This is a genomic window from Pseudoxanthomonas spadix, from assembly GCF_003703395.1.
Taxonomy (GTDB): domain Bacteria; phylum Pseudomonadota; class Gammaproteobacteria; order Xanthomonadales; family Xanthomonadaceae; genus Pseudoxanthomonas_A; species Pseudoxanthomonas_A spadix.
Genome location: NZ_RDQN01000002.1, coordinates 385743 through 407089 on the forward strand (window position 1 = coordinate 385743; position 21347 = coordinate 407089).

The following is a 21347-nucleotide window of genomic DNA, read 5'->3' on the forward strand; positions in this document are numbered from 1 at the left end:
CTCAGCGGGCATGACGGCGCCTGCGCGCTTTTCCCGCCCTGGGCGAGGTTTTCGGCACGAAATCACGAACCCCGCGGGCCACTGACGATCGAGCCGGGCCGCTTGAAGCAGCTTGGACAACCGATCTTCGGACAACTTCTCCCGAGGGGAGAAGGAAGGAAGCACACCGTTCAGCGCCGCCACCACGCCGACAGCAGCGCGATCGCGCCTAGGCCGCCGCTCAACCAGGTCCACAGCGGCACATGGAACAACACCGGGCCGCCCACGCCGAAGGCGTGCAGCACCGCAGCGGCGCCCAACAGACCGGCACCGGCGATCGCGGTGACCACGCGCCGCTGCAGGCGCTGCAATGTCAGGTTGAGCGCGGCCAGGTCCTTCGAACGCATGGCCAGTTCGTGCTTGCCCTCCACCTGCTGCTTGAGCCAGCTGTGCACCAGGCGCGGCATGTCCGGGGCGTGGGTCAGGATTTCCGGCAGCCGCTTGCGCAGTTCCTCGAGCGCACGCCTGGGGCTGTAGCGCTCGACCAGGATGCGCTCCAGCACGGGCTTGGCCACCGCCCAGATGTCCAGCTGCGGATCGAGCTGGCGGCCGACGCCTTCGATGTTGAGCAGGGTCTTCTGCAGCAGGATCAACTGCGGCTGCAGGGTCAGCTCGTACTTTTGCGCGGTGCGGAACAGCTTGATCAGCACCTGCGCCAGCGAGATCTCGCTCAGCGGCCGGGTGAAGTACGGCTCGCACACCGCCCGTGCCGCGGCCTCCAGCTCGTCGATGCGCACCGTGGCCGGCATCCAGCCCGCTTCCACGTGCAGCTCGGCGATGCGACGGTAATCCTTGTTGAAGATGGCCATGAAGTTCTCGGCCAGGTAGTACTGGTCCTGCTGCGAGAGCTGGCCGACGATGCCGAAATCCAGCGCGATGAAGCGCGGGTTGGCCTTGCGCGCCGGGTCGGTGTCGACCCAGATGTTGCCGGCATGGGCATCGGCATGGAAGAAGTTGTCGCGGAACACCTGGGTGTAGAACACGCGCACGCCCTTGGCCGCCAGCGCCTTGCGGTCGATGCCGGCCGCATCCAGGGCGGCGATGTCGTCGGAGGGAATGCCGTCGACGCGCTCCATGGTCAGCGCGCGCTCGGCGGTGTGACTCCAGATGATCTCCGGCACGTACAGGTCCGGCGAATCCTTCCAGAACCGGCGCATCACGCTGGCGTTGGCGCCTTCGCGTTGCAGGTCCAGTTCGGCGGCCAGGGTGCCTTCGATCTCGGCGACGATTTCCTTCGGCCGGATCTTGTCGGCCGACGGGTGCGCGTAGTCCATCAGCGCCGCGCCGGACTTGAGCAGGGCGATGTCGCCGGCGATCTGCACCTCGATGTCCGGACGCAGCACCTTGACCACCACCTGGCGGCCGTCATGCAACGTGGCCGCGTGCACCTGGGCGATCGAGGCCGAGGCCAGCGGCGTGGTGTCGAACGAAGCGAACGCCACCTCGATCGGAATGCCCAGTGCTTTTTCGACGATGCGCAGCGCGGTGTCGCCATCGAATGGCTTGACCCGGTCCTGCAGCAGGGTCAGTTCCTCGGCCACGTCAGGCGGCATCAGGTCGCGGCGGGTGGACAGGATCTGGCCGAACTTGACGAAGATCGGCCCCAGTTCCTGCAGGACCATGCGCAGGCGCGCGCCGCGGCTCAGCGCGGCGATGTCCTCGCGCGCGCGTGGCACGAACGGCCGCGCCAGCTTCAGCCACGGCTCGGCCGGGGTGCCGTCCAGCAGCGCATCCAGGCGATAGCGGATCAACACGCGGCCGATCCTGTTGGCGCGCAGCGCCGCGCGCACGCTCTTCATGCCCGGCAGCATCATGCGCGGGCAGCCAGGCGGCTCAGGCGCGCAGCCAGGCGCTCGAGGTCATCGCGCAGGACATCGACGTCGTCGTGGAAGGCTTCCAGTTCGGCGCGGGCGACCACGTCGCGCGACTCCTCGGTGACGTATTCGGCCGCGCTGGTGGCCAGCTCGCTGCCCGTTTCGTGCAGCCTGAGCAGTGCGGCGCGCACGCCCTGGGCGATCTGCACGCCCAGCACTTCGCCAAACAGCGTCACCAACGGCTGCTGCCAGTCCGGATCGAAGCGCATGGCCAGGGTCTGCAGGCGACGCGCCAGATCGGCATCGCCGGACACGTGCAACTTGCCCACCGGCGCAGGCGCGTCATCCCTGCGGAAGAACGGCAGCTGGCCCAGCAGGCCGCCCACGGTGCTGCGCACGGCCAGATCAGGCTCCTCGCCGGCCCCGACCGGACCGACATGCAGGCGCTGGGCCTCGACCGCAATCTCCAGGGCCAGCGGCGGCGAGTCCACGGTGATCTGGATGCGGCGGCCGGCCAACGGCGCCAGCGCGTCGCGGGTGTCTAGGTCCAGCGCGATGGCGCGGTTGAGGGCAGCCTCCAGCGCGCGGCCGGCCAGCGGTTTGAGGGCGTCAAAGGGGGTCGGCGGCATGGCCGGCATTCTAACCGCGGGCCGAGCGCAGTCGCCGGGCAGACCAGCGCCCAGCTCCAGGCGCAGGACGCGGCGCCAATCCCCTGCCGAGCGCGATCGACTTCCACGGCTTCGCCCAGCAGTGCCAAACGTGGCCTACCCACGGCGGGCCGGTTGGCGGTGCCGCCTGCCCACACAAAAGCCTTGGCGTCAGACCTTTTTGCGGAAGAACGAGACCACCGCCAGGATCAGGAACACCACGAACAGGATCCAGGCGATATTGGAGGCAGTGCCGGCGATCCCGCTGAAACCCAGCACCCCGGCGATCAGGGCGATGACCAGGAAGACGATGGCGTAGTGCAGCATGTCGGTGGTCCCTTGAGGTACGCGCGGATCGGCGTGCGCGCAGCCTGTCGTCTGTGACATCGCGGCGGCGTGAGGATCAGCGCGGTTGTTTCCACGCGGTTTTCAGGCGCAGCAACCCTTCGGCCATCGACACGCGCGGGACGTAGCCGAAATCACGCCGCGCCGGTTCCATCGAATACCAGTGCGGGGTGCACAGCTGTTCGGCCAGAAAACGCGTCAGCGGCGGCTCACCCTTGAGTGGCAGCAGCTGCCAGGCCGCCTCGCAGACCGCGCCGAGGCGGTAGGCGGCCCTGAACGAGAGGGTCTTGTGCACCGGCGGCGTGCCGGTCGCCGCCAGCAGCGCATTGAGCACCTCGCGCATCGGCCAGGGCTCGCCGTTGGAAATGAAGTACGCCTTGCCCGCGCAGGCCGCGCCCGGCGCCAGATGATCGAACGCATCCAGGTGCGCCTGCGCGGCGTTGTCGATATACGTGGTGTCCACCTTGTTGCTGCCGTCGCCGACCAGGCGCAGCCGCCCGCTGCGCGCGCGTTCGACCAGGCGCGGCAGGATCTGCTGGTCACCCGGGCCCCAGATCAGGCGCGGACGCAGCGCGATGGTGGCCAGTTGCGCATCGTTGGCGGCCAGCACCGACCTTTCGGCGATGGCCTTGGTTGCCGCATACGGCGCCTGCAAGTTTTCGCCGTAGGGCACTTCATCGGCGCCCAGGCCTTCGACCGGATGGGTGGCGCGGTGGGTCACGCTGGGTGTGGAGGTGTAGACCAGCCGGCCCACGCCGCTGGCGCGACAGGCCGCGATCACGTTGTCGGTGCCAATGACATTGGCGCTGTGATAGCTGGCGTAGCTGCCCCAGGCGCCGGCCTTGGCGGCGTTGTGGAACACCGCATCGAAGCCGGCCACCGCGCCGGTCACCGCATGCGCATCGGCCAGATCGCCCTGGAGCTGGTCCACGCCCAGCGCAGCCAGCGCCGGCGAATGACTGCGCTGGAAGCTGATGACCGCATGTCCGCGTTCGACCAGCCCACGGCACAGCGCCTGGCCCAAAAACCCACCGCCGCCGGTGACCAGGATCCTCATGCGCTGCGCTCCAGTTGTCGGGCCGCCCACACGGCCAGCTTCTCGCGGCCGATCTTGGCGTTGTGGCGGATGTCCACCGGAAAGCCCGGATGGCACAGGAACGTGTCGATGCCGCGCAGCGCATCGTGCCGGCCGGCGATGGCACGCAACGCAACTTTGATGGCATCGCGCTGGCCGGGCGGCACCCCCGGCCGCAGTTCGAAACACAGCACCGGACGCTGCGCCCCTGGCCTGCCCACGCCCACCAGCGCGGTGCGCCGCACCTGGCTGTGGACGTTGAACACCGGCTCGACCTGCTCGGTGTACAGCGGGCCATGGGCGGTTTCCACGCGCTGGGTCTTGCGCCCGCAGAACCACAGCCGCCCGGCCGCATCGAAATAGCCGAGATCGCCCATGCGATGGACGATGCGGGTGCTGCCATCGGCCAGCGTCTGGCGGATCTTGGCGAGCCTGGTCGCCGAGTCGCGGTTGAAGTAGCTGTCGGTCGCGGTCGGTCCGGCCACGGTGATTTCGCCGACCACGCCCGGCGGCACTTCGCGCGTGCCGGACCAGTCCTCAATGGCGGCATCGTCGATGGCGATGATGCGCACTTCATTCGGCGCCACCGCATGACCGACGCAGGTGCCGGCGCCGGCTTCGGTGGCCGCGCGCGTGGCTTCCAGTTCGCGGCCCTCGATCACCGCCACCGGCAGGCATTCGGTGGCGCCGTAGGGCGTCCAGAACTGGCCATCGTCAGGCAGCAGGCTGCGGATCTTCTCCACGATCTCCGGCGGCACCGGCGCCCCGGCCGAGGTCACCTGCTTCACTGTCGGCAGCGGATGGCCGTATTCGGCCAGCACCCGCATCAACGCCGGCGAACCGAACAGCTGGGTCACCCCGAAGCGCTTGATCGCCGCATGCAGCTTGGTCGGATCGGCATTCGCCGGGCGGGTGGGATCCATGTCCGGGATCACGCTGGTCAGGCCCAGGGCCGGATCGAACAAGGCAAACGGCGGGAAGGTCGGCAGGTCCACCCCGCCGGGCACCATGCCGAAGGCATTGCGCAGCAGTTCGATCTGGCCTGCGAAATGGCGATGCCGGTAGACCACCCCCTTGGGCACGCCGGTCGAGCCGCTGGTGAACAGGATCGCGGCGAGGTCCTCGCCACCGGTCGCGGCCAGTTGCGGACCGGCGCCGGTGCCGATGCGCTCGATCCGTGCCAGCGTGGTGCCGCCCCAACCGAGTCTGGCGCCGGCCGTGACGATCTTCTTCGCGCTGCGCGCCCAGCCCAGCGCCAGGCGCGCCACCTGCGCCAACGGGATGCCGATGAAGGCCTCAGGCTGCGCCTCATCCAGGCACTGCTTCAGCGCGCGCCGATCGATACCCGGATCGACCAGCACCGGCACCGCGCCGGCCTTGAACAGCGCGAACATCAGCAGGAAGAACTCCGGCGAGGGCCGCACCATCACCACGCTGCGGGTGCCGCGGCCAATGCCGTACTGGCCCAGGCCCGCGGCAATGGCATCGCTGCGCGCGTCCAGCTGTGCGTAGCTCAGCTGGATGTCGTAGGCGCCCTTGCGCCCCGGGCAGCGCAGCGCGACCTGGTCGGGGCGTTCGCGGGCCAGCTCCGGCAAACGGGCGGCGATGTTGCAGACGGTGGTCATCGGCCTATTGTCGCCGCTGGGCCGGCGGCGCGGCCAATGGCTTGCGCGCAGGCCGGCTTCGGGCATGATCGGCGCCGCGATCCCTTTGCTTCCACCGTCCACCGCTTCGGTCTTGCCCCCATGCATCCCTGCCTGCGCTGCGGCGCCTGCTGCGCCACCTACCGCGTCAGCCTGCACTGGTCCGAAGCCGATCCGGAGCTGGGTGGCAGCGTCCCGGAGGCGCTGACCGAAAGGCTCGACGCCCACCGCCTGGCCATGCGCGGCACCTGGGAACGCCAGCCGCGTTGCATCGCGCTGGATGCCGACATCGGCACCCGCTCGCGCTGCACCATCCATCCGCTGCGGCCCAGCGTCTGCCGCGAAGTGGATGCGTCCTGGGAACACGGCGTGGCCAGCGCCCAATGCGACAAGGCCCGCACCGCCCACGGCCTGCCGCTGCTGACGCCCGAAGACTGGTCGACATTACTGCGCTAACGCTGCCTCAAATGTTCCAAGCGCTGCACCGCACGGGCCAGGCTGGGGGAATTGGGCAGGGATCGTTCGGGGTCCCAGTGGCGCGCGACGAAGTCGCAAAGATGAAGGTTGTAGCCAGCACCCTGCTTGGTCTGGTCGCTGGGCGAGACCATTTCTTGCCTGAAGATGCGCCGCTTCGAGCGAAGTGCGATCTTCAACACTTCGCGCTTCGGGTCTATCAGTGCGTCCGGCCGGGGCGGGACCTTGGCCTGTGCGACCCCGAAAAAAATCGACATCCCTTCCCTGTCTGCAAGCAGCCAGCTTTCTGCCTCTGGAATCGCCAGCCTCAGGAAAAACCCTGAAGGTGGCTTGGCCGGAAGCCATTGTTGCAGCAACTGGACCGCGCAGCCACCATCGGTGTCTGCAATGCACAGGACCGGCGCCAGGTTGGCCAGGCCAAAGTAACGGTGCAGATTGGATTGCAGTTTGGTCACGCCACCGGTGTCGATCGCCGGCTGAGCCAGGCGCATTCCAAGCACCTTTGTGACCAGACAGGCACCCAGCGCGCAACTGACCGCGTCCTCGCCAATCACATACATCTGGTCCATCAGAACAAGCCCATTTGCTCGATACGCGCTGGGCGAGTCTTCGGAAGCAGGACCTCCGCAGGGTTCAGGCCATTCTCCATGGCTGCAAGCTCCTCCTCGTTCGGCGCACGTGCCGTGGTGCCGTTTTGGCCCGGCTCCAAAAGAAGAACAGCGCTCGGATCACTGACCGCGGCAATCAGGTTATCGCTGTGCGTCGTGACCAGGACCTGTCGTTCACCCTTTTTCCGGCTGCGCAGCACACGCTCGATCATCAATGGAATGTATTCAACAATCGCATCATTGAGAGAAAGCTCAGGCTCTTCCAAAAGAAGTAATCCGTCGCCCTCCTGGAGCGCCCAGAGCAGGCCAATCAATCGCAGTGTGCCATCCGAAAGCTGCTCTTCTCTTTGCCAGGCGCCATGTTCGCGCCAGTGGGTAAAACGCGCCTCCAGATGTGGCGCCCCGGTGACATCATCCTTCTTGAACTGCAACTCCGAAAACAGCGGAACAGCGACAGCGAGCGCTTGAGCGATCCTCTTCAGTCGCGCCGCCTGGGTCTTCTGCGGCGTCCGCGCAATCCTCTGCAGGAGCCCCTGTCCGAAAGGATCACTTTCCAGCACCCTGCCGCTGATTTCATCGCTGAACTTCAGCAACTGGGGGACAAGATGCAGATAAGTAGTCGCGGAAAAAAAGTCAGCCAGTTGCCGGAAACTGGCGTTGTTATTGATTTGTTCGAGATGGGTCTGGGTCAGCCTCACCTCATCCTCCAAATCAACCTTTTCCGGGCGATTCAGGATTTCCAAGCCGTTGTGGGACACCACTTCCCGTGTGATCAGAACACGCTGTGCACCCTTGCCTTCAGCCTTGAAGGCCAAGGCATAGGTCCACCTGGCAGCGTCTTCATCCGAGGACTCACTCAACTCGACCTCGATGCTGATCTCGGGGTCCTTGCGGGCATGAAGGCTGCGAAGCTTGCTGATGCCGCCCCGCTCCTTGAGTGCTTTCTGCAAACCGCCACCATCGATTTGGGCAACGGTGCGCAGGAAACGAAAGACATCCAAAAGGTTGGATTTACCTGATGCGTTGGCGCCAATCACGAAGGCATGCAGCTCAAGCGGCGCATCGAATTCGCGGAAATTGCGCCAATTCTTCAGCTTGAGTCGAGTGATCAGCATCTACCTGTTCTCCACAATCCCGACACATCGTCGGTGAGGCACGCCTGGCGCCGGTTCATCTTAGCCAGATCACAGCGGATGGGCATCCAGAAACCTGCGGATCGCAGGGACCAGTTCGGCGGCCTTGTCTTCCAGCACGTAGTGGCCGGCATCGTCGAAGGCGCTGACCTGGGCGGCGGGCAGCGCGCGGCGGAAGCCATCCAGGAAGTGCCTGTCGAACACGAAGTCCTTCAGGCCCCAGCCGATGAACGCCGGACGATCGGCGAACGCCGGCAGCGCCCGGCCCGCCGCTTCCAGCAACGCCCAGGCACGGTCGGCGGGCGAGAGCGGAATGTCCTGCATGAAGCGCACCGTGGAGATCCGGTGCGCCCAGCTGTCGTAGGGTGCGACGTAGGCGCGGCGCACATCGGCCGGCAGCTTCTTCGCCACGCCCAGGTACGAGGCGCCGCCGGAAAAGGCATTGAACGCGCGGATGATGAAGGACCCGAACAGCGAATCACGACCCAGCGCGATCTGCCAGGGCATCGGCTTGGCCGCCGGCAGCGGGAACGCGGCGGTGTTGGTGATCACCAGCCGCTTGACCTGCGCGGCATGCGACAGCGCCCAGCCGAAGCCGATCATGCCGCCCCAGTCGTGCACCGCCAGGGTCACCGGCGTGGTGTCGTCAATCCCGGCATGGCGCAGCAGCGCCTGCAGGTCCTCCACCCGGCAGGCCAGCGTGTAGTCGTAGGCCGGCGCGCCGCGGCCGTGCGGATGGGCCAGCCCGCCGCCATCGTCGGGCTTGTCCGACAGGCCCATGCCCACGTGGTCGGGCACGATGCAGCGATACTTATCGGACAGGCCGCTGACCAGCTTGCGCCAGTAGTAGCTCCACGACGGATTGCCGTGCAGCATCACCACCACCTCGCCTTCGCGCGGACCTTGGTCCAGGTAGGACATGGCAATGCCCGGACGTACGTCGAAGCGCCTGGGGGTGAAGGGGTAACCGGGAAGATTCATGGCGTTGTTCGGGGTGCGCGCCTGGGTGGCGCGGAGTGGGGCTTGACGGCAGGCAACAGACTGGTCAGGGCCTGGTAGCGTTCAAACAGGAATGCCACCCGCTCGGCGTCGCTGCCCAGTTTCGGCGGCTTGCGGCCAGCGGCTTTTTCGGCGGCCAGGTAAGCTGCGTCCACCGCCCTGTCCAGTTTCTGGTGCGCCTTGACCAAGGCCGGCGGCATGGTCAGCGGGTCGTAGAGATCGGCCAGCGTGGCATCCGGAAACTGCGCACGGGCATCGAGCACGGCCTGCGCAGCCGCCTCGATGGCAACGCGATATTTGTTGTGCCCTTCTTCCCCCGGCATAAGCCCGCTGCTCCCTTCTCTCCCCGGTATAAGCCCGCTGTTCCCTTCTCTCCCCGGTATAAGCCCGCTGTTCCCTTCTCTCCCCGGTATAAGCCCGCTGTTCCCTTCTCCCCGCGGGAGAAGGTGCCCCGAAGGGGCGGATGAGGGATGCCCTTCTCCTCCCGGGGGAAAGTGCCCCGCAGCGCCGGATGAGGGCAGCTCTTCATGCAACGCATCCCACACCACACCCAGCACGCTCTCGGTCTCGCGCAGGACCGCATCGTTCCAGAAGCGCAGCACCCGCAGGCCGCGCGCTTGCAGGAAGGCATCGCGCCGTGCATCGCGTCCCACATCGTCCGCATGCTGGCCGCCGTCGAGTTCGATGCACAACCTGGCGGCATCGCAATAGAAATCCACCGTATAAGGAGGAAAGGGCTGCTGGCGGCGGAACTTGAACCCGCCCAGACGGCGGTCGCGCAACAGCTGCCACATGCGCTGTTCGGCATCGGTGGCGTCGCGGCGCAGGCCGCGGGCGAAGGCAATGGTTTCGGCCGGGAGTGGGCGCTTGCGGGTGGGCAAAGCGCCCTCATCCGCCCCTTCGGGGCACCTTCTCCCGGAGGGAGAAGGGCTGGCCAGCTCGGGCCACGGGAAGTTGTTGTAGACGATGGTGTTTGAATAACTGAAGTCGCTTTTTAGACGACCACAAACGGCGCGGACCCAAGCCATGTGCATGGCGCAGCTCAATATGCCGAAGTGGAATAACGTCGCATCTGGAACGAACTGGATCTTGTTGCTGCAAATCACATCCTTCGACAGGAACGCGATGGGAATGTACGTGCGCCGCTCCGAAGAGACTTCCGGGATGGCAAGATAATCAGAATCGGGCTGCGAGATCTGCCGGAACCGCGTGGGATAGTGGGCATAATCGCGCGTCGATGCCGCCTTGCTTTCAAGCCGGCTGCGCTTCACCGCTTCCACTCGCTTCATCACTTCCGGCAGCGCCTTCAGCTCCTGGGGCGTGGCATCTTTCAGCCACAGGCAATAGCGCTGCTCCCCATTGATGAAGTCGCCACCGCTCATGTAGGTGCGCACGAACTTGCCGGCGTTTGGCTCCTTCTCCAGCAACCGATCTTTTTCGTCCGGTGACAGGATGAAATGACCGCCATCTGTGGGCTTGTTTCCCCACGACATGCGCGGCGCATCGCTGATCGGATCGCTGCGATTGGCCAAGACCACATCTGGCGCATCGACCAGATATGGATTGATGTTCGCCGCTGAAAGCTCGTGCGGCTCGCCGCGGATATCGGAATAATCAAAGATCCGCTTGTTGGCAGGATCGCGCAATCCGAACCCGATGATGACGCAGTGCACGGCTGCGATGCCCCGAGCTTCGTTGTTCCACTGGAAAGTGCGATGCGCGAACTGGATGTGCACCCCCTTCGACAACAGCAACGGCCACAGCAGCCCGACCTGTTCGCCCTGGGTGATTGAATTGGTCGAAACGAACGCACAACGGATCGCTGGATTGGCCTGTATGTAATCGGCCGCCTTGATGTACCAGTTCGCCACGAAATCCAGGACCCCGTGCGCACGGATTTCCCACATCACATGGGCCTGGTCGCCCTTCTGCGCATCGCTCTGGTAATGATGGCCCACAAACGGCGGATTCCCCAGCAGGTAGTCCAGCTTCCCGGCAGGCACGACCTCGTTCCAGTCCATCCGCAACGCATTGCCGTGCACGATGGTGGCCGACTTCTTCAGTGGCAGGCGCACCACGTTTTCGCCGAACTGCTCGGCCACGCGCAGGTTCATCTGGTGGTCCATCAGCCACATCGCCACCTGGGCGATCTGGGCCGGGAATTCCTCGATCTCGATGCCGTGGAACTGGTCCACGTCCACCAGCACGTGGTCCTGCACGTGCGCCAGCACCGATTGCTGGCGGGCAAACTGGCGCTTGAGCAGCTCCAGTTCCAGCGCGCGCAGTTCGCGGTAGGCAATCACCAGGAAGTTGCCGCAGCCGCAGGCCGGGTCCAGGAAGGTCAGCGTGGCCAGGGTGCGGTGCAGCTGCGCGAGCTTCTTCTCGTCGTGCCCGGCCTTGGCCAGCTCGTCCTTCAGGCCATCCAGGAACAGCGGTCCGATCAGCTTGAGGATGTTCTTTTCGCTAGTGTAGTGCGCGCCCAGGTTGCGGCGGGCCTTGGCATCCATTACCGACTGGAACATCGAGCCAAAGATGGCCGGGCTGATCCGGCTCCAGTCCAGGGCGCTGGCATCCAGCAGCAGGCCGCGCATGGCGGCATCGAAGTCGGCCAGCGGCAGGGCTTCGGCAAACAGCTTGCCGTTGACGTAGGGCAGCTCGGCCAGTTGTGCGTCCAGGGTGCGCTGGCGCTTTTCCGGCGGCGTGTCCAGGACCTGGAACAGGCGGCCGAGCCACAGTCCCAGGTCGGCGCCGTCGGCACTGGTGCGTTGCCAGATCAGGTCGTGGAAGGCCTGCCGCGCGAAGATGCCGGTGTCGTCGGCGAACAGGCAGAACAGCAGCCGCACCAGCAGCAATTCCAGCGCGTGGCCGTCGTAGCCGGCGGCCTTGAGCGCGTCGTGCAGCCGGCCCATGCGCTCGGCGGCCTGCACGTTGACCGGATCTTCTTCCTTGTAGCTGCGGGTCTGATAGCCGCTGATGAACCCGAACCGGCCGATGTGCCGGTGCAGCTCGGCCAGGGGAAACTCCACCGGCACCGCATCGCCTTCCAGGTCGTGCAGGCGGAAACGGGCGAAATCGCTGACCAGCACGTACTGCGGCTTTTCGGCCTCAGAAAGGCCGGCGAAGTAATCGGTGGCCTGGTCGAAGGCCGCGTCCAGATCGACTCCGGCGCTCTTGTGCTCGGCCAGCATGACCCCGGGCCAGAACACGTCGATGCGGCCGTGCTGGCTGCCGGTGAAGCGCCTGGCCTTCTGTTCGTAGATCGCCACGCTGCGACGCCTGATGCCGAAGACGTTGAAGAAGTCGTTCCAGAAGCTTTGCGCCTCGGCACGTTCGCTGGTTTCGCCCGACCATTCCTTGGCGAACGCACGCGCGCGGTCGCGGATTTCATTGAGGCTCAACGGCATGCGGGAGTCCTTTTCACAGCGGCTGCGCGCCTTCGCTGAGGATGTCGAGATAGGCCTGGTAGGCGAACACGCGGTGGCGCTGCTGGCCGGTGAGTTCGTTGACGATTTCCAGCGCTTCCAGGGTGCGCACCGCGGCGCGGATGGTGGGTGCGCTGAGCGCCAGATGCGGGGCGATCTGCGGCACCGTCAGCACCACACGCCTGGCGAACTGCTCGAACACCAGGCCGACGTTGCCGGCGCGCTGGCCCAAGGCCGCGATGCGGGCGCGGTCGCGGGCCAACAGTGACAGCAGGCGCTGTGCGGTATCCACCGCCTGCTGCGCGGTTTCAGCCACCCCATCCAGGAAAAAACCCAGCCACCCTTCCCAGTCACCGGTCACCCGGACCGCGTTGAGGCGCTCGTAATAGTCGGCGCGGCGGCGCTTGAAGTAGAGGCTCAGATACAGGCTGGGCTCGCGCAGCACGCCTTCGTTGCACAGGATCAAGGTGATCAGCAAACGCCCCAGCCGGCCATTGCCGTCGCTGAAAGGATGGAGGGTCTCAAACTGCACGTGGGCCAGCGCAGCCTTGACCAGGGACGGCATCTGGCCAGGCGGCATGTGCAGGAATTTCTCGAATGCAGACAGTGCGGCAGGCAGGGCATCGGGCGGTGGCGGCACGAAGTGCGCCAGCGCCGGCGATGCGCCGCCAACCCATACCTGGCCCTTGCGGAATTGCCCCGGCTGCCTGCTGGCTCCGCGCCCGCCCTGCAGAAGCAGGGCATGCATCTCGCGGATCAGGCGCAACGACAGCGGGAAGTCGTCCTGGCGCATCCGGCGCAGGCCATGGTTGAGCGCTGCGACGTAGTTGGACACTTCCTCGACATCGTCGATGGGCACGCCTGGCGCGGCGTCCATCTCGAACAGCAGCAGATCCGAGAGCGAGGACTGGGTGCCTTCGATCTGCGAGGACAGCAAGGCTTCCTTGCGCACGTACTGGTAAAGAAACAGCTCCGGGTCGGGCAGCATCAGGGTGATGCCATCCAGGCGGCCCAAGGCCTGGTCGGCGCGCTCCTTGCGCGAGAGCAGCTCGGCCATGGTGAAATCCAGGGGCGGCCGGGGCGGCAGTGGATCGGGGATGAAGGCCCGGTAGCGGCTTCCGGCAAGGGAGCCGGGGACGTAATGCCCAGTGGTCTGGCGGGACATCGAATATTCCTTACGGTCCGCAATTGCGCCTGTAAGGAAATTTATACATCATTTTTTTCTTAAAAGGCGATTGAGTCGGCGCAAGGAAAATCCGGCGCCGATTCAAGCAGGCCGATCACCACACCACCTCGGCCATCGAGCAGTTCAGGCCCGAGCCGATGCCCAGCAGGGCGATGCGGTCGCCCTTCTTCAGGCGGCCCAGTTCCTTGAGCTTGCTCAGCACGATCGGCACCGAGGCCGGGCCGATGTTGCCGTGCTCGCCGAAGATGGTCATGACCTTCTTCGGGTCGATGCCGAAGGACTTCACGAACGCGGCGGTGTGCGGCAGGCTGACCTGGTGGATCACGAACTGGTCCAGCTCGTCCACCGCCCAGCCCATGGCCTGCCTGGCCGCCACGAAGGTCTTCTGCGCCAGCTTGATGCCCTCGATCAGCAGCAGCTTGGTATCGGTGACCATGCGGTCCAGGTTGCCGCGGCACAGCTTGTTCCACTCGGTGGCCGAGCGGGTCACCCCGCCCTTGTAGACCGGCGCGTTGGGCACCAGCTCGCGGCGCGCCATCACCATCGCCGCCGCGCCACAGCCCAAGGTCAGGGCGGCCAGCTCGCCGCGGAACTCGGCCTCGGTCACGGTGGGCGAGGTCATGCGCTCCAGGGTCTTTTCGTACACCAGGTTGGCGGTCTCGCCATCGACCACCAGGGCGTAGTCGATCTCGCCGTGCTCGAGCATGCGCGCGGCAATGTCCATGCCATTGATGAAGGCCAGGCACGCATTGGCCACGTCGAAGGCCACGCAGTGGTCGCTCACGCCCAGGTTGCCCGAGACGATCGAGGCGGTGGACGGCTCCAGGAAGTCGCGGCTGACCGAGGTGTTGATCAGCAGGCCGATCTTGTCGATGGTGATGCCGGCATCGTCCAGCGCCTTGCGCGCGGCCATGGTGGCCGCATCCGAAGCCTGGGTCTCGTCGTCCCACAGGCGACGGGCATGGATGCCGGCGACGTCATTGAGCACGTCGGTCTTGATTCCCAGCCGGTCGAAGGTCGGCTGCAGGCGGACGTTGATTTCGGTGGAGGTCAGCGTGTGCGGCGCATCGACATGCGCCAGTCCCGCGATGGAGACGTTCTGGAAAAGCATTGGACGGGTGCCCAGGTTCAGGCGAAGGGGCACCAAGGTTAGCCGTTTCCGGGGGTCGCCGCATCTTTGACGCGGCGCGCAACGCCGGCCTGGTCGCCGGCTACGTCGCGCTACGGGCCAGCATCGTGACCAAATGCGGCCAACCGGCTCAGCGGCAGCGGTAGGCGCCGAAGCGTTGTTCGCCGTCCACCGGCTCGCCCATGGGCTGGATCGTGTCGGCGTGCAGGGTCAGCGCCTCGTTGCGGGCCAGGGTTTCCAGCTCGTCGCGCACCTTGACGTCGTTGCGCTGATAGAAGGCCACCTTGTCCTTCACCGAGACCGCCACTTCGCCCAGTTTCTGGCAGCTGCTGGGGCGGCCGGCCGGAACGACCTTGATCGCGTTGGCCTGCGGAGACAGTTCCACCCAGGTGCAGGCGGACAGGACGGGCAGCAGGGCGGCAAGGACGATCAGGCGCATGAAAGGCTCCGGTGCAGGGGATGCGGCGGGAAGGCCCGCATGGTGCCGCAGTGCCGATGAACGAGGAAGGCCCCCTCACGCGGGTCGGTCCATGAAAAAGCCCCGGCATGCGCGCGGCGGGCCGGGGCCTTCAGTTGCGGCGGCGGGAAGGCTATTTGGCTGGCTTGGCACCGGTGCCGGCCGCGGCGACCGGCTTGCCATCGGCGTCGATCACCTTCACCTGCCCCAGTTTCAACGCTTCGATCGGGGCCTGGATCCTGGACAGGTCGCCCACCACCACCCAGGTCAGCGCGTTGGGGTCGATGCTCCTGGCGGCGGCGTTGGCCTGTTCGGGGGTGAAGGCCTCGACCTGCGCGTTGCGGACCTGCACCCAGTTGTCCGGGCGACCGTAGCGCACGATGTCGCCGATGGTGCTCATCACCGCCGCGGCGGTTTCATAGGCGCCGGGCTGGCTGCGCAGTTCGTTGGCCACGACCTTGTCGATCTCGGCCTGGGTGGCCGGCTTCCTGCCGCTGGCGTAGTCGCCGATCTCGCGCTGCATCTCGGCCACCGATTCGGCGGTCTTGTCGATCTGGACCGGGGCCACCGACAGGAACGGACGCTGGCCCAGCGCGCCGGTGAGCAGCGTACGGGCGCCATAGGACCAGTGCTTGTCCTCGCGCAGGTTCATGTTCATGCGCGAGGTGAACGAGCCGCCCAGCACCTCGTTGCTCATCTCCAGCTGGACCGCGCCCGGGTCCTTGCTGGAAGGCACCAGCTGGCCGGCATAGATGTTGGCCTGCACCGCGCCGGGCTGGTCGATCAGGAACACCCGCGGCGCGGCCGGGCGCCTGGCCTCGGGGATCGCCACGCCGGCCTTGGCCTGGCCCTGGCCCTTCCAGTCACCGAAGTACTTGTCCAGCACCGGCACGACCTGGGACAGGGTGGTGTCGCCGACCACGATCACCGTGGCTTGCTCCGGACGCAGCCACTGGCGCTGGTAGTTCAGCAGGTCCTGGCGATCCAGCGAGCCGATCGCCTGCTCGGTGCCGGTGCCGGTGAAGGGAATGCCGTAGGGATGGGCTTGGCCATACAGCAGCGGCGGCAGCACGCGCAGCGCGGCGGTCTGCGGACGTGCCTTCTCCTGGGCGATGCCGGCGATCCACTGCGCCTTGACCCGGTTGATCTCCGCAGGCTCGAAGCGCGGCGCGCGCAGCATGGTCGAGAACAGGCCAACGGATGCATCCAGGTTTTCCTTCAACGCCGACAGCGAGGCGGTGGCGCCGTCCAGCGAGGCGCCGGCCTCCAGCGCCGCGCCCAGTTCCTCGGCGCGCGACTTGAACGCCAGCGAGCCCAGCTCGCCGGCCCCTTCGTCGAGCATGGCGTTGGCAAAACCGGCCGTGCCCAGCTTGCCGCCGTGGTCGCTGGCGTAGCCGCCGTCGAAGGCGTAGCTGATGTTCACCACCGGGATCTCGTGGCGCTCGGCCAGGATCACGGTGCTGCCGTTCTTCAGCGTGGCCCGCTGCAGGGCCGGGAACTTCAGGTCCGGGAAGGTCTCGACCCTGGGGACACCGGCCTTGCGATCCACGGTACTGGCCAGGGTGGTGTACCTGGGGTCGGGCTTGGGCGGGTTGAACGCAGCCGGCTCGACCGAAGGCTCTTCGGCCAGCGGCTGGCGCACGCCGGGCTTGACCACGAAGGTGTGGCTGGGGTTGCCCAGCCACTTGGCCGCCGCCTCGCGCACCTGGGCGACGGTGGCGCCCTCGACGTTGGCCAGCGACTGGCGGAAGCAGCCCGGATCGCCGGTGAAGGTCGCACACGAGGCCAGCACATCGGCCTTGCCACCGAAGCCGCCGATGCGTTCGATGCCGCGGATGAAGCCGGCCCGGTAGTTGGTCTTGGCCCGTTCCAGTTCCTCGGCGGTCGGGCCGTCGGTGATCAGGCGAGCCAGTTCCTCATTGATGACTGCCTCGACCCGGGCCTGGTCCACGCCCTGCTTGACCATGGCCCGGATCGAGAAGCTGCCACTGAGCTGCGCGTTGTAGTTGGCGGTGCTGACGCTGTCGACCAGCTGGTCCTGGTGGACCAGGCGCGCGTCCAGGCGCGAGCTGGCGCTGCCGCCGAGCACGTCGGACACCAGGTCCAGCAGGTCGGCGTCGCGGGTCCCGGCCTGCGGCACGTTCCACAGGCGCTGGACCAGGATCTGCGGCACCTTGTCTTCCAGTTCGGTGCGGCCGTCCTGCTTGAGCACGGCGATGTCGACCTTGGGCTGGGCCATGGTCGGGGTGGCCGGGATATCGCCGAAGTACCGGGTGACCTTGTCCCTGGCCGTGGCCAGGTCGATGTCGCCGGCCAGCACCAGCACCGTGTTGTTGGGGCCGTACCAGGTCTTGAACCAGGTCTTGACGTCGTCCAGCGAGGCGGCATCGAGATCGTTCATCGAGCCGATCGTGGTGTGGTGGTAGGGGTGGCCCACCGGGTACATGGTGCGCGCGATCACTTGGCGCAGCTGGCCGTAGGGCTGGTTCTCGCCCTGGCGCTTTTCGTTCTGGACCACCCCGCGCTGCTCGTCCAGGGTCTTCTGGTCGATCGCCCCGAGCAGGTGGCCCATGCGGTCCGATTCCATCCACAGCGCCATGTCCAGCGCGGTGGTGGGGATGTTCGCGAAATAGTTGGTGCGGTCGGTGTTGGTGGTGCCGTTCATGTCGGTCGCACCGGCCTGCTCGAACGGGGCGAAGAACTCGCCCGGCGCGTTCTCGCTGCCGTTGAACATCAGGTGCTCGAACAGGTGCGCAAAGCCGCTGCGGCCGGCCGGCTCGTCCTTGCTGCCCACGTGGTACCACAGGTTGACCGCCACGATCGGCGCCTTGCGGTCGGTGTGCACGAGCACGCGCAGGCCGTTGGGCAGGGTGAACTGCTCGTAGGGAATATCGACCCTGGCCGGCGCCGTGGCTGGCGCGGCGGCCGCCGTTGGCGCCTGGGCCACGGCGGTGGTCGCCACGCCACCGAGCAGGGCGGTGGACAGGGCAAGAGCAAGCAGGCGGATCTGGGGACGCGGCGAAGTGCGCATTGAAGCTCCTTGAGTTTTGCGGTGTCCGTGCGGCGCATGCCGCGGCGGGTGAAGGGACGACCCGGCGATGCTAGGCCCCGGCCGGCCGATTTTCACTAGGCCACAAGCCATGGCCGGGCACTTGCGGTCGGTCTCGTCATGCAAAACGGGCGATTGAGGCGGGCAAGGCGGGGTTTTGGTCCCTTGCTGATGTCGGCTTCAAGCCTTCTTAGTAAAAACAGGGCGTTGCGATAGACACGCGCCCCGCATGAGGGGGGGACAAGCCCCGTCCCACCAATCCATACGTTGAACAAACGCTGAACGCAAGCGGATGACCCGCAAGCCGTGCTTGACCGCTCATGATTCGGTGTTATACGTTACTACAACACCGCACAACAACATCACTACGGAGAAAAGCCATGAACCGCAGCGTCCTGCTTTCCCTGACCGCCGCCGCGCTTGTTGTCGTGTGCGCCGGGCTCCTGTCCCGCCATGCCCGCACGCAGACTGGCGTGGCCCAGGCGCCGACCGTCAACCACGTGGTCGGCCTGGCCACCGTCAGCGTCCGTCCCGATCCGGCCGACCTGGCCCATTTCCACGCCACCCAGGCACAGCGCGTGGTGGACCTGCCGGCGGTGAAGGTAGCCCCGGACATGGCAGACCTGGCCTACTTTCAGGCGGCACGCGCTGCCGAGCGCATCGTCGACCTGGCCACCGTCAGCGTCCGGCCGGCCGCCGGCGACCTGGCCTGGTACCTGTCGCAACAGGCCGGCCAGATCGCGGTCCAGGCCCAGCGGATGGATGCACGGCTCGCCGCCGGTGCCGGGTCCCTGGTCGGCGACGTCGCCGCCCGCTAGGAGTCTGTCGGGCTTTGGCGGTCGAGGCGAAAATTCGGCTGCGCGAGGACAGATTTTTGGCGATTCGCCGCCCCATCGTGGTTCTATGGGGCAAGAAGCGACGGAAATATGGACCGCACAGCCGGTTTTGCAGCCCGGCCGGCCAAAGTCCGACAGGCTCCTAGGACCATGTCGCACGCGGGCACGGCATGCGCCGCCCCACCGCGCCGCGGCCGCCAACGGAACAGGAGCGGCCAGGCCTCTAGACTTGCCGGGCCCAGGACCTGCCTCCGCCCACATGCACCCGCACCGTTCCCCCGCACTGCGCGCCGCCACCACCAGTGAAGCCTGCGCCGCATGAGTGCGCCGTTCCAGCTGGATGTGCTGCTCTACCAGCCCCAGATCCCGCCCAACACCGGCAACGTGATCCGGCTGTGCGCCAACACCGGCGCGCGCCTGCACCTGATCGGCCCGCTCGGGTTCCAGCTCGAAGACCGCCAGCTGCGGCGCGCCGGGCTGGACTACCACGAGTACGCCGCTGTCCAGGTCCACGACGACCTGCCCGCGGCCCTGGCCGCGATCGCGCCCATCCGGTTGTTTGCGCTGAGCACGCGCGGCACCCGCCGCTACGACGCGGTCCAATACGCCCCGGGCGACGCCTTGCTGTTCGGCCCGGAAACCCGCGGCCTGCCGGCCGAGGTGCTCGAGTCAGTGCCGCCGGCGCAGTGCCTGCGCCTGCCGATGCGGCCGGACAACCGCAGCCTCAACCTGTCCAACACGGTGGCGATCATGGTGTTCGAGGCCTGGCGCCAGCAGGGCTTTGCCGGTGGCGCCTGAACGCTGCTGACACGATCGCTTGCAATTACATCGCGTGCGATTTAAATTGCTGCCCATGCCCGACCAAGACGCCCCGGCCCACGACCTGCTGCACCTGGACCAGCAGCTGTGCTTCGCCCTGTATTCGGCCAACCTGGCATTGACCCGCGCCTACCGCGGCCTGCTGGCCGGGCTGGGCCTGACCTATCCGCAGTATCTGGTGATGCTGGTGCTGTGGGAGCAGGAAGGCCAGACCGTGTCGGCCATCGGCCAGAAGCTGTTCCTGGACTCGGCCACCCTGACCCCGCTGCTCAAGCGCCTGCAGGCCGCTGGTCTGGTGACCCGCACCCGCGCCACCGGTGACGAGCGCCAGGTGGAGATCGGCCTGACCGAGGCCGGCCGGGCGCTGCGTGGCCGCGCCAGCGCCGTGCCGCAGGCCCTGTCCTGCGCCCTGGCCTGTCCGCCGGAGGCCTTGCTGCAGCTCAAGTCGCAGCTGGAAGACCTGCGCGACCACCTGGGCCGCGTCGCCTGAGCCACCCCCTGCACTTCCCCACCTCGCGCCACGTCATAAAAATCGTGCGCGATTCAATCGCTGACAACCAAAGGAGTCATGAGATGCAACCTGACAAGATCCTCTACACCGCCACCGCCATCGCCAAGGGCGGCCGCGACGGCCGCGGCATCACCCCGGGCGGTCCGCTGGACCTGCAGCTGTCCACGCCCAAGGAACTGGGCGGCGCCGGCGGCCCGGGCACCAATCCCGAGCAGCTGTTCGCGATCGGCTATGCGGCCTGCTTCATCGGCGCGATGCGCGCCGTCGGTGCGCGCGAGAACATCAAGGTGCCCGACGATGTGGCCATCGAGAGCCACGTCGGGATCGGCCCGGCCGGCAACGCCTTCACCATCGCCGTCGAACTGAAAATCGAACTGCCCGGCGTGGACCGCGAAACCGCCCAGAAGCTGGTCGACACCGCCCACCAGGTCTGCCCGTACTCCAACGCCACCCGCGGCAATGTCGATGTGGTGCTGACCCTGGTCTGATCCAGGCAGTCGCGCCAGGCACCACAACGGCGTTCTTGGTGGGAGCCGCCATGGCGGCGAAGGGCTTTCCCGTGAAGGCCCATCGCCGCTGCAGCGGCTCCCGCCGGTCACACGCCCAGGTACAGGTCGGCGCTGTTCTTGACCTCTTCCATGACCGCATAGGTGCGGGTCTCGCGCACGCCGGGCAGCTGCCACAGGATCCTGCCGGCCAGCGCCCGGTAGTCGGCCATGTCGGCCGCGCGCAGCTTGATCAGGTAGTCGAAGCCGCCGGCCACCAGGTGGCATTCCATGACTTCCGGCTGGCCGCGGATCGCGGCCTGGAATTGCTCCAGGATGTTGGGCGTGGTCCGGTCCAGCAGGATCTCCACGAACACCAGCATCCCGGCGCCAAGCTTCTGCGGATCGAGCCGGGCACGGTAGCCAAGGATGTAGCCCTCGGCGGTCAGCCGCTTGACCCGCTCCAGGGTGGCGGTGGGCGACAGGTGCACCGCCTCGGCCAGCTTGAGGTTGGTGATCCGGCCGTCGCGCTGAAGCAGGGCGAGGATTCTGCGGTCGGTGCGGTCCAGGGTGGCGGGGAGCTGGCTCATCTCCCGATCATAGGCCTGTGAACGGATAAAAATCCGGCACGCGCGGGATGAGAATGGCATATCTCCAGTCCATGCAGCACCAGGTG

General features: G+C 66.7%; 19 protein-coding genes. 5 read left to right on the forward strand and 14 right to left on the reverse strand.

Translation table 11 applies throughout. The features are described 5' to 3' along the window. Window positions 1-170: 170 nt before the first annotated feature. The 5 genes from ubiB to oleC all read right to left on the reverse strand — a co-directional run bounded on the left by ubiB (window position 171) and on the right by oleC (window position 5545). Window positions 171-1829, reverse strand: a complete 1659-nt coding sequence (ubiB, locus tag D9R12_RS04380) for a ubiquinone biosynthesis regulatory protein kinase UbiB (RefSeq protein ID WP_122228807.1) — start codon at window positions 1827-1829, stop codon at window positions 171-173. Between the two features lie 20 nt (window positions 1830-1849). Further along, complete coding sequence (locus D9R12_RS04385) at window positions 1850-2482, reverse strand: ubiquinone biosynthesis accessory factor UbiJ (protein ID WP_122228416.1); 633 nt, start codon at window positions 2480-2482, stop codon at window positions 1850-1852. Between the two features lie 189 nt (window positions 2483-2671). Continuing rightward, on the reverse strand, window positions 2672-2827 hold the full coding sequence (locus tag D9R12_RS04390; protein ID WP_014161900.1) for a DUF1328 domain-containing protein: 156 nt from the start codon (window positions 2825-2827) through the stop codon (window positions 2672-2674). A gap of 76 nt (window positions 2828-2903) precedes the next feature. After that, window positions 2904-3902, reverse strand: coding sequence for a 2-alkyl-3-oxoalkanoate reductase (gene oleD, locus D9R12_RS04395; protein ID WP_122228419.1), 999 nt, complete (start codon window positions 3900-3902; stop codon window positions 2904-2906). Beyond that, a complete protein-coding gene (oleC, locus tag D9R12_RS04400) occupies window positions 3899-5545 on the reverse strand; it encodes an olefin beta-lactone synthetase (RefSeq protein ID WP_122228809.1) in 1647 nt (548 codons plus the stop codon). Before oleC ends, oleD begins: the two co-directional genes overlap by 4 nt. 120 nt (window positions 5546-5665) lie before the next feature. Between oleC and D9R12_RS04405 the strand changes: the two genes are divergently transcribed. Beyond that, window positions 5666-6019 (forward strand): YkgJ family cysteine cluster protein, encoded by a 354-nt coding sequence (locus tag D9R12_RS04405; RefSeq protein ID WP_122228422.1) that lies wholly within the window; start codon window positions 5666-5668, stop codon window positions 6017-6019. Here D9R12_RS04405 and D9R12_RS04410 read toward each other — a convergent pair. The 8 genes from D9R12_RS04410 to D9R12_RS04445 all read right to left on the reverse strand — a co-directional run bounded on the left by D9R12_RS04410 (window position 6016) and on the right by D9R12_RS04445 (window position 18002). Beyond that, the gene (locus tag D9R12_RS04410; protein WP_122228425.1) at window positions 6016-6606 is read right to left on the reverse strand and encodes a hypothetical protein; all 591 of its coding nucleotides are present in this window, start codon (window positions 6604-6606) and stop codon (window positions 6016-6018) included. The two genes, D9R12_RS04405 and D9R12_RS04410, sit on opposite strands and share 4 nt — an antisense overlap. Beyond that, complete coding sequence (locus tag D9R12_RS04415) at window positions 6606-7760, reverse strand: AAA family ATPase (protein WP_122228427.1); 1155 nt, start codon at window positions 7758-7760, stop codon at window positions 6606-6608. The genes D9R12_RS04410 and D9R12_RS04415 overlap by 1 nt, the downstream gene beginning before the upstream one ends. 69 nt (window positions 7761-7829) lie before the next feature. Continuing rightward, window positions 7830-8759, reverse strand: coding sequence for an alpha/beta fold hydrolase (locus tag D9R12_RS04420; RefSeq protein ID WP_122228430.1), 930 nt, complete (start codon window positions 8757-8759; stop codon window positions 7830-7832). Beyond that, a complete protein-coding gene (locus D9R12_RS16120) occupies window positions 8756-12181 on the reverse strand; it encodes a DNA methyltransferase (RefSeq protein ID WP_122228433.1) in 3426 nt (1141 codons plus the stop codon). Before D9R12_RS16120 ends, D9R12_RS04420 begins: the two co-directional genes overlap by 4 nt. Window positions 12182-12194: 13 nt before the next feature. After that, entirely contained in the window at window positions 12195-13364 is a 1170-nt protein-coding gene (locus tag D9R12_RS04430; protein WP_210539024.1) for a Fic family protein, read from the reverse strand. A gap of 115 nt (window positions 13365-13479) precedes the next feature. Further along, the gene (locus D9R12_RS04435; RefSeq protein WP_014161909.1) at window positions 13480-14496 is read right to left on the reverse strand and encodes a 3-oxoacyl-ACP synthase III; all 1017 of its coding nucleotides are present in this window, start codon (window positions 14494-14496) and stop codon (window positions 13480-13482) included. A gap of 148 nt (window positions 14497-14644) precedes the next feature. Next, a complete protein-coding gene (locus D9R12_RS04440) occupies window positions 14645-14953 on the reverse strand; it encodes a DUF4156 domain-containing protein (RefSeq protein WP_122228436.1) in 309 nt (102 codons plus the stop codon). A 151-nt stretch (window positions 14954-15104) separates the two neighbouring features. Next, the gene (locus D9R12_RS04445) at window positions 15105-18002 is read right to left on the reverse strand and encodes a M16 family metallopeptidase (protein WP_122228439.1); all 2898 of its coding nucleotides are present in this window, start codon (window positions 18000-18002) and stop codon (window positions 15105-15107) included. Window positions 18003-18400: 398 nt separating this feature from the next. Between D9R12_RS04445 and D9R12_RS04450 the strand changes: the two genes are divergently transcribed. From D9R12_RS04450 to D9R12_RS04465, 4 genes are all read left to right on the forward strand, one after another. Further along, the gene (locus D9R12_RS04450; protein ID WP_122228442.1) at window positions 18401-18838 is read left to right on the forward strand and encodes a hypothetical protein; all 438 of its coding nucleotides are present in this window, start codon (window positions 18401-18403) and stop codon (window positions 18836-18838) included. Window positions 18839-19174: 336 nt separating this feature from the next. Beyond that, window positions 19175-19654, forward strand: coding sequence for a tRNA (cytidine(34)-2'-O)-methyltransferase (locus D9R12_RS04455; RefSeq protein WP_122228445.1), 480 nt, complete (start codon window positions 19175-19177; stop codon window positions 19652-19654). A gap of 55 nt (window positions 19655-19709) precedes the next feature. Further along, a complete protein-coding gene (locus D9R12_RS04460; RefSeq protein ID WP_122228449.1) occupies window positions 19710-20165 on the forward strand; it encodes a MarR family winged helix-turn-helix transcriptional regulator in 456 nt (151 codons plus the stop codon). An 83-nt stretch (window positions 20166-20248) separates the two neighbouring features. Further along, window positions 20249-20674 carry an organic hydroperoxide resistance protein gene (locus D9R12_RS04465; protein ID WP_122228452.1) on the forward strand — a complete coding sequence of 142 codons (426 nt, stop codon included), beginning with the start codon at window positions 20249-20251 and terminating at the stop codon, window positions 20672-20674. 107 nt (window positions 20675-20781) lie between these two features. Here the strand turns inward: D9R12_RS04465 and D9R12_RS04470 are convergent, their stop codons facing one another. Continuing rightward, the gene (locus tag D9R12_RS04470) at window positions 20782-21261 is read right to left on the reverse strand and encodes an Lrp/AsnC ligand binding domain-containing protein (protein ID WP_122228454.1); all 480 of its coding nucleotides are present in this window, start codon (window positions 21259-21261) and stop codon (window positions 20782-20784) included. Between the last annotated feature and the right edge of the window lie 86 nt (window positions 21262-21347).

Bases quoted from the DNA above. Each gene is read 5' to 3' on its own strand.
- D9R12_RS04440 (WP_122228436.1), bottom strand. From the start codon at position 14,953: ATGCGCCTGATCGTCCTTGCCGCCCTGCTGCCCGTCCTGTCCGCCTGC.
- D9R12_RS04410 (WP_122228425.1), bottom strand. From the start codon at position 6,606: ATGGACCAGATGTATGTGATTGGCGAGGACGCGGTCAGTTGCGCGCTG.
- D9R12_RS04435 (WP_014161909.1), bottom strand. From the start codon at position 14,496: ATGCTTTTCCAGAACGTCTCCATCGCGGGACTGGCGCATGTCGATGCG.
- D9R12_RS04430 (WP_210539024.1), bottom strand. From the start codon at position 13,364: ATGTCCCGCCAGACCACTGGGCATTACGTCCCCGGCTCCCTTGCCGGA.
- D9R12_RS04385 (WP_122228416.1), bottom strand. From the start codon at position 2,482: ATGCCGCCGACCCCCTTTGACGCCCTCAAACCGCTGGCCGGCCGCGCG.
- D9R12_RS04470 (WP_122228454.1), bottom strand. From the start codon at position 21,261: ATGAGCCAGCTCCCCGCCACCCTGGACCGCACCGACCGCAGAATCCTC.
- oleD (WP_122228419.1), bottom strand. From the start codon at position 3,902: ATGAGGATCCTGGTCACCGGCGGCGGTGGGTTTTTGGGCCAGGCGCTG.
- D9R12_RS04420 (WP_122228430.1), bottom strand. From the start codon at position 8,759: ATGAATCTTCCCGGTTACCCCTTCACCCCCAGGCGCTTCGACGTACGT.
- D9R12_RS04465 (WP_122228452.1), top strand. From the start codon at position 20,249: ATGCAACCTGACAAGATCCTCTACACCGCCACCGCCATCGCCAAGGGC.
- D9R12_RS04450 (WP_122228442.1), top strand. From the start codon at position 18,401: ATGAACCGCAGCGTCCTGCTTTCCCTGACCGCCGCCGCGCTTGTTGTC.
- D9R12_RS04390 (WP_014161900.1), bottom strand. From the start codon at position 2,827: ATGCTGCACTACGCCATCGTCTTCCTGGTCATCGCCCTGATCGCCGGG.
- oleC (WP_122228809.1), bottom strand. From the start codon at position 5,545: ATGACCACCGTCTGCAACATCGCCGCCCGTTTGCCGGAGCTGGCCCGC.
- D9R12_RS04405 (WP_122228422.1), top strand. From the start codon at position 5,666: ATGCATCCCTGCCTGCGCTGCGGCGCCTGCTGCGCCACCTACCGCGTC.
- D9R12_RS04460 (WP_122228449.1), top strand. From the start codon at position 19,710: ATGCCCGACCAAGACGCCCCGGCCCACGACCTGCTGCACCTGGACCAG.
- D9R12_RS04455 (WP_122228445.1), top strand. From the start codon at position 19,175: ATGAGTGCGCCGTTCCAGCTGGATGTGCTGCTCTACCAGCCCCAGATC.
- D9R12_RS16120 (WP_122228433.1), bottom strand. From the start codon at position 12,181: ATGCCGTTGAGCCTCAATGAAATCCGCGACCGCGCGCGTGCGTTCGCC.
- D9R12_RS04415 (WP_122228427.1), bottom strand. From the start codon at position 7,760: ATGCTGATCACTCGACTCAAGCTGAAGAATTGGCGCAATTTCCGCGAA.
- D9R12_RS04445 (WP_122228439.1), bottom strand. From the start codon at position 18,002: ATGCGCACTTCGCCGCGTCCCCAGATCCGCCTGCTTGCTCTTGCCCTG.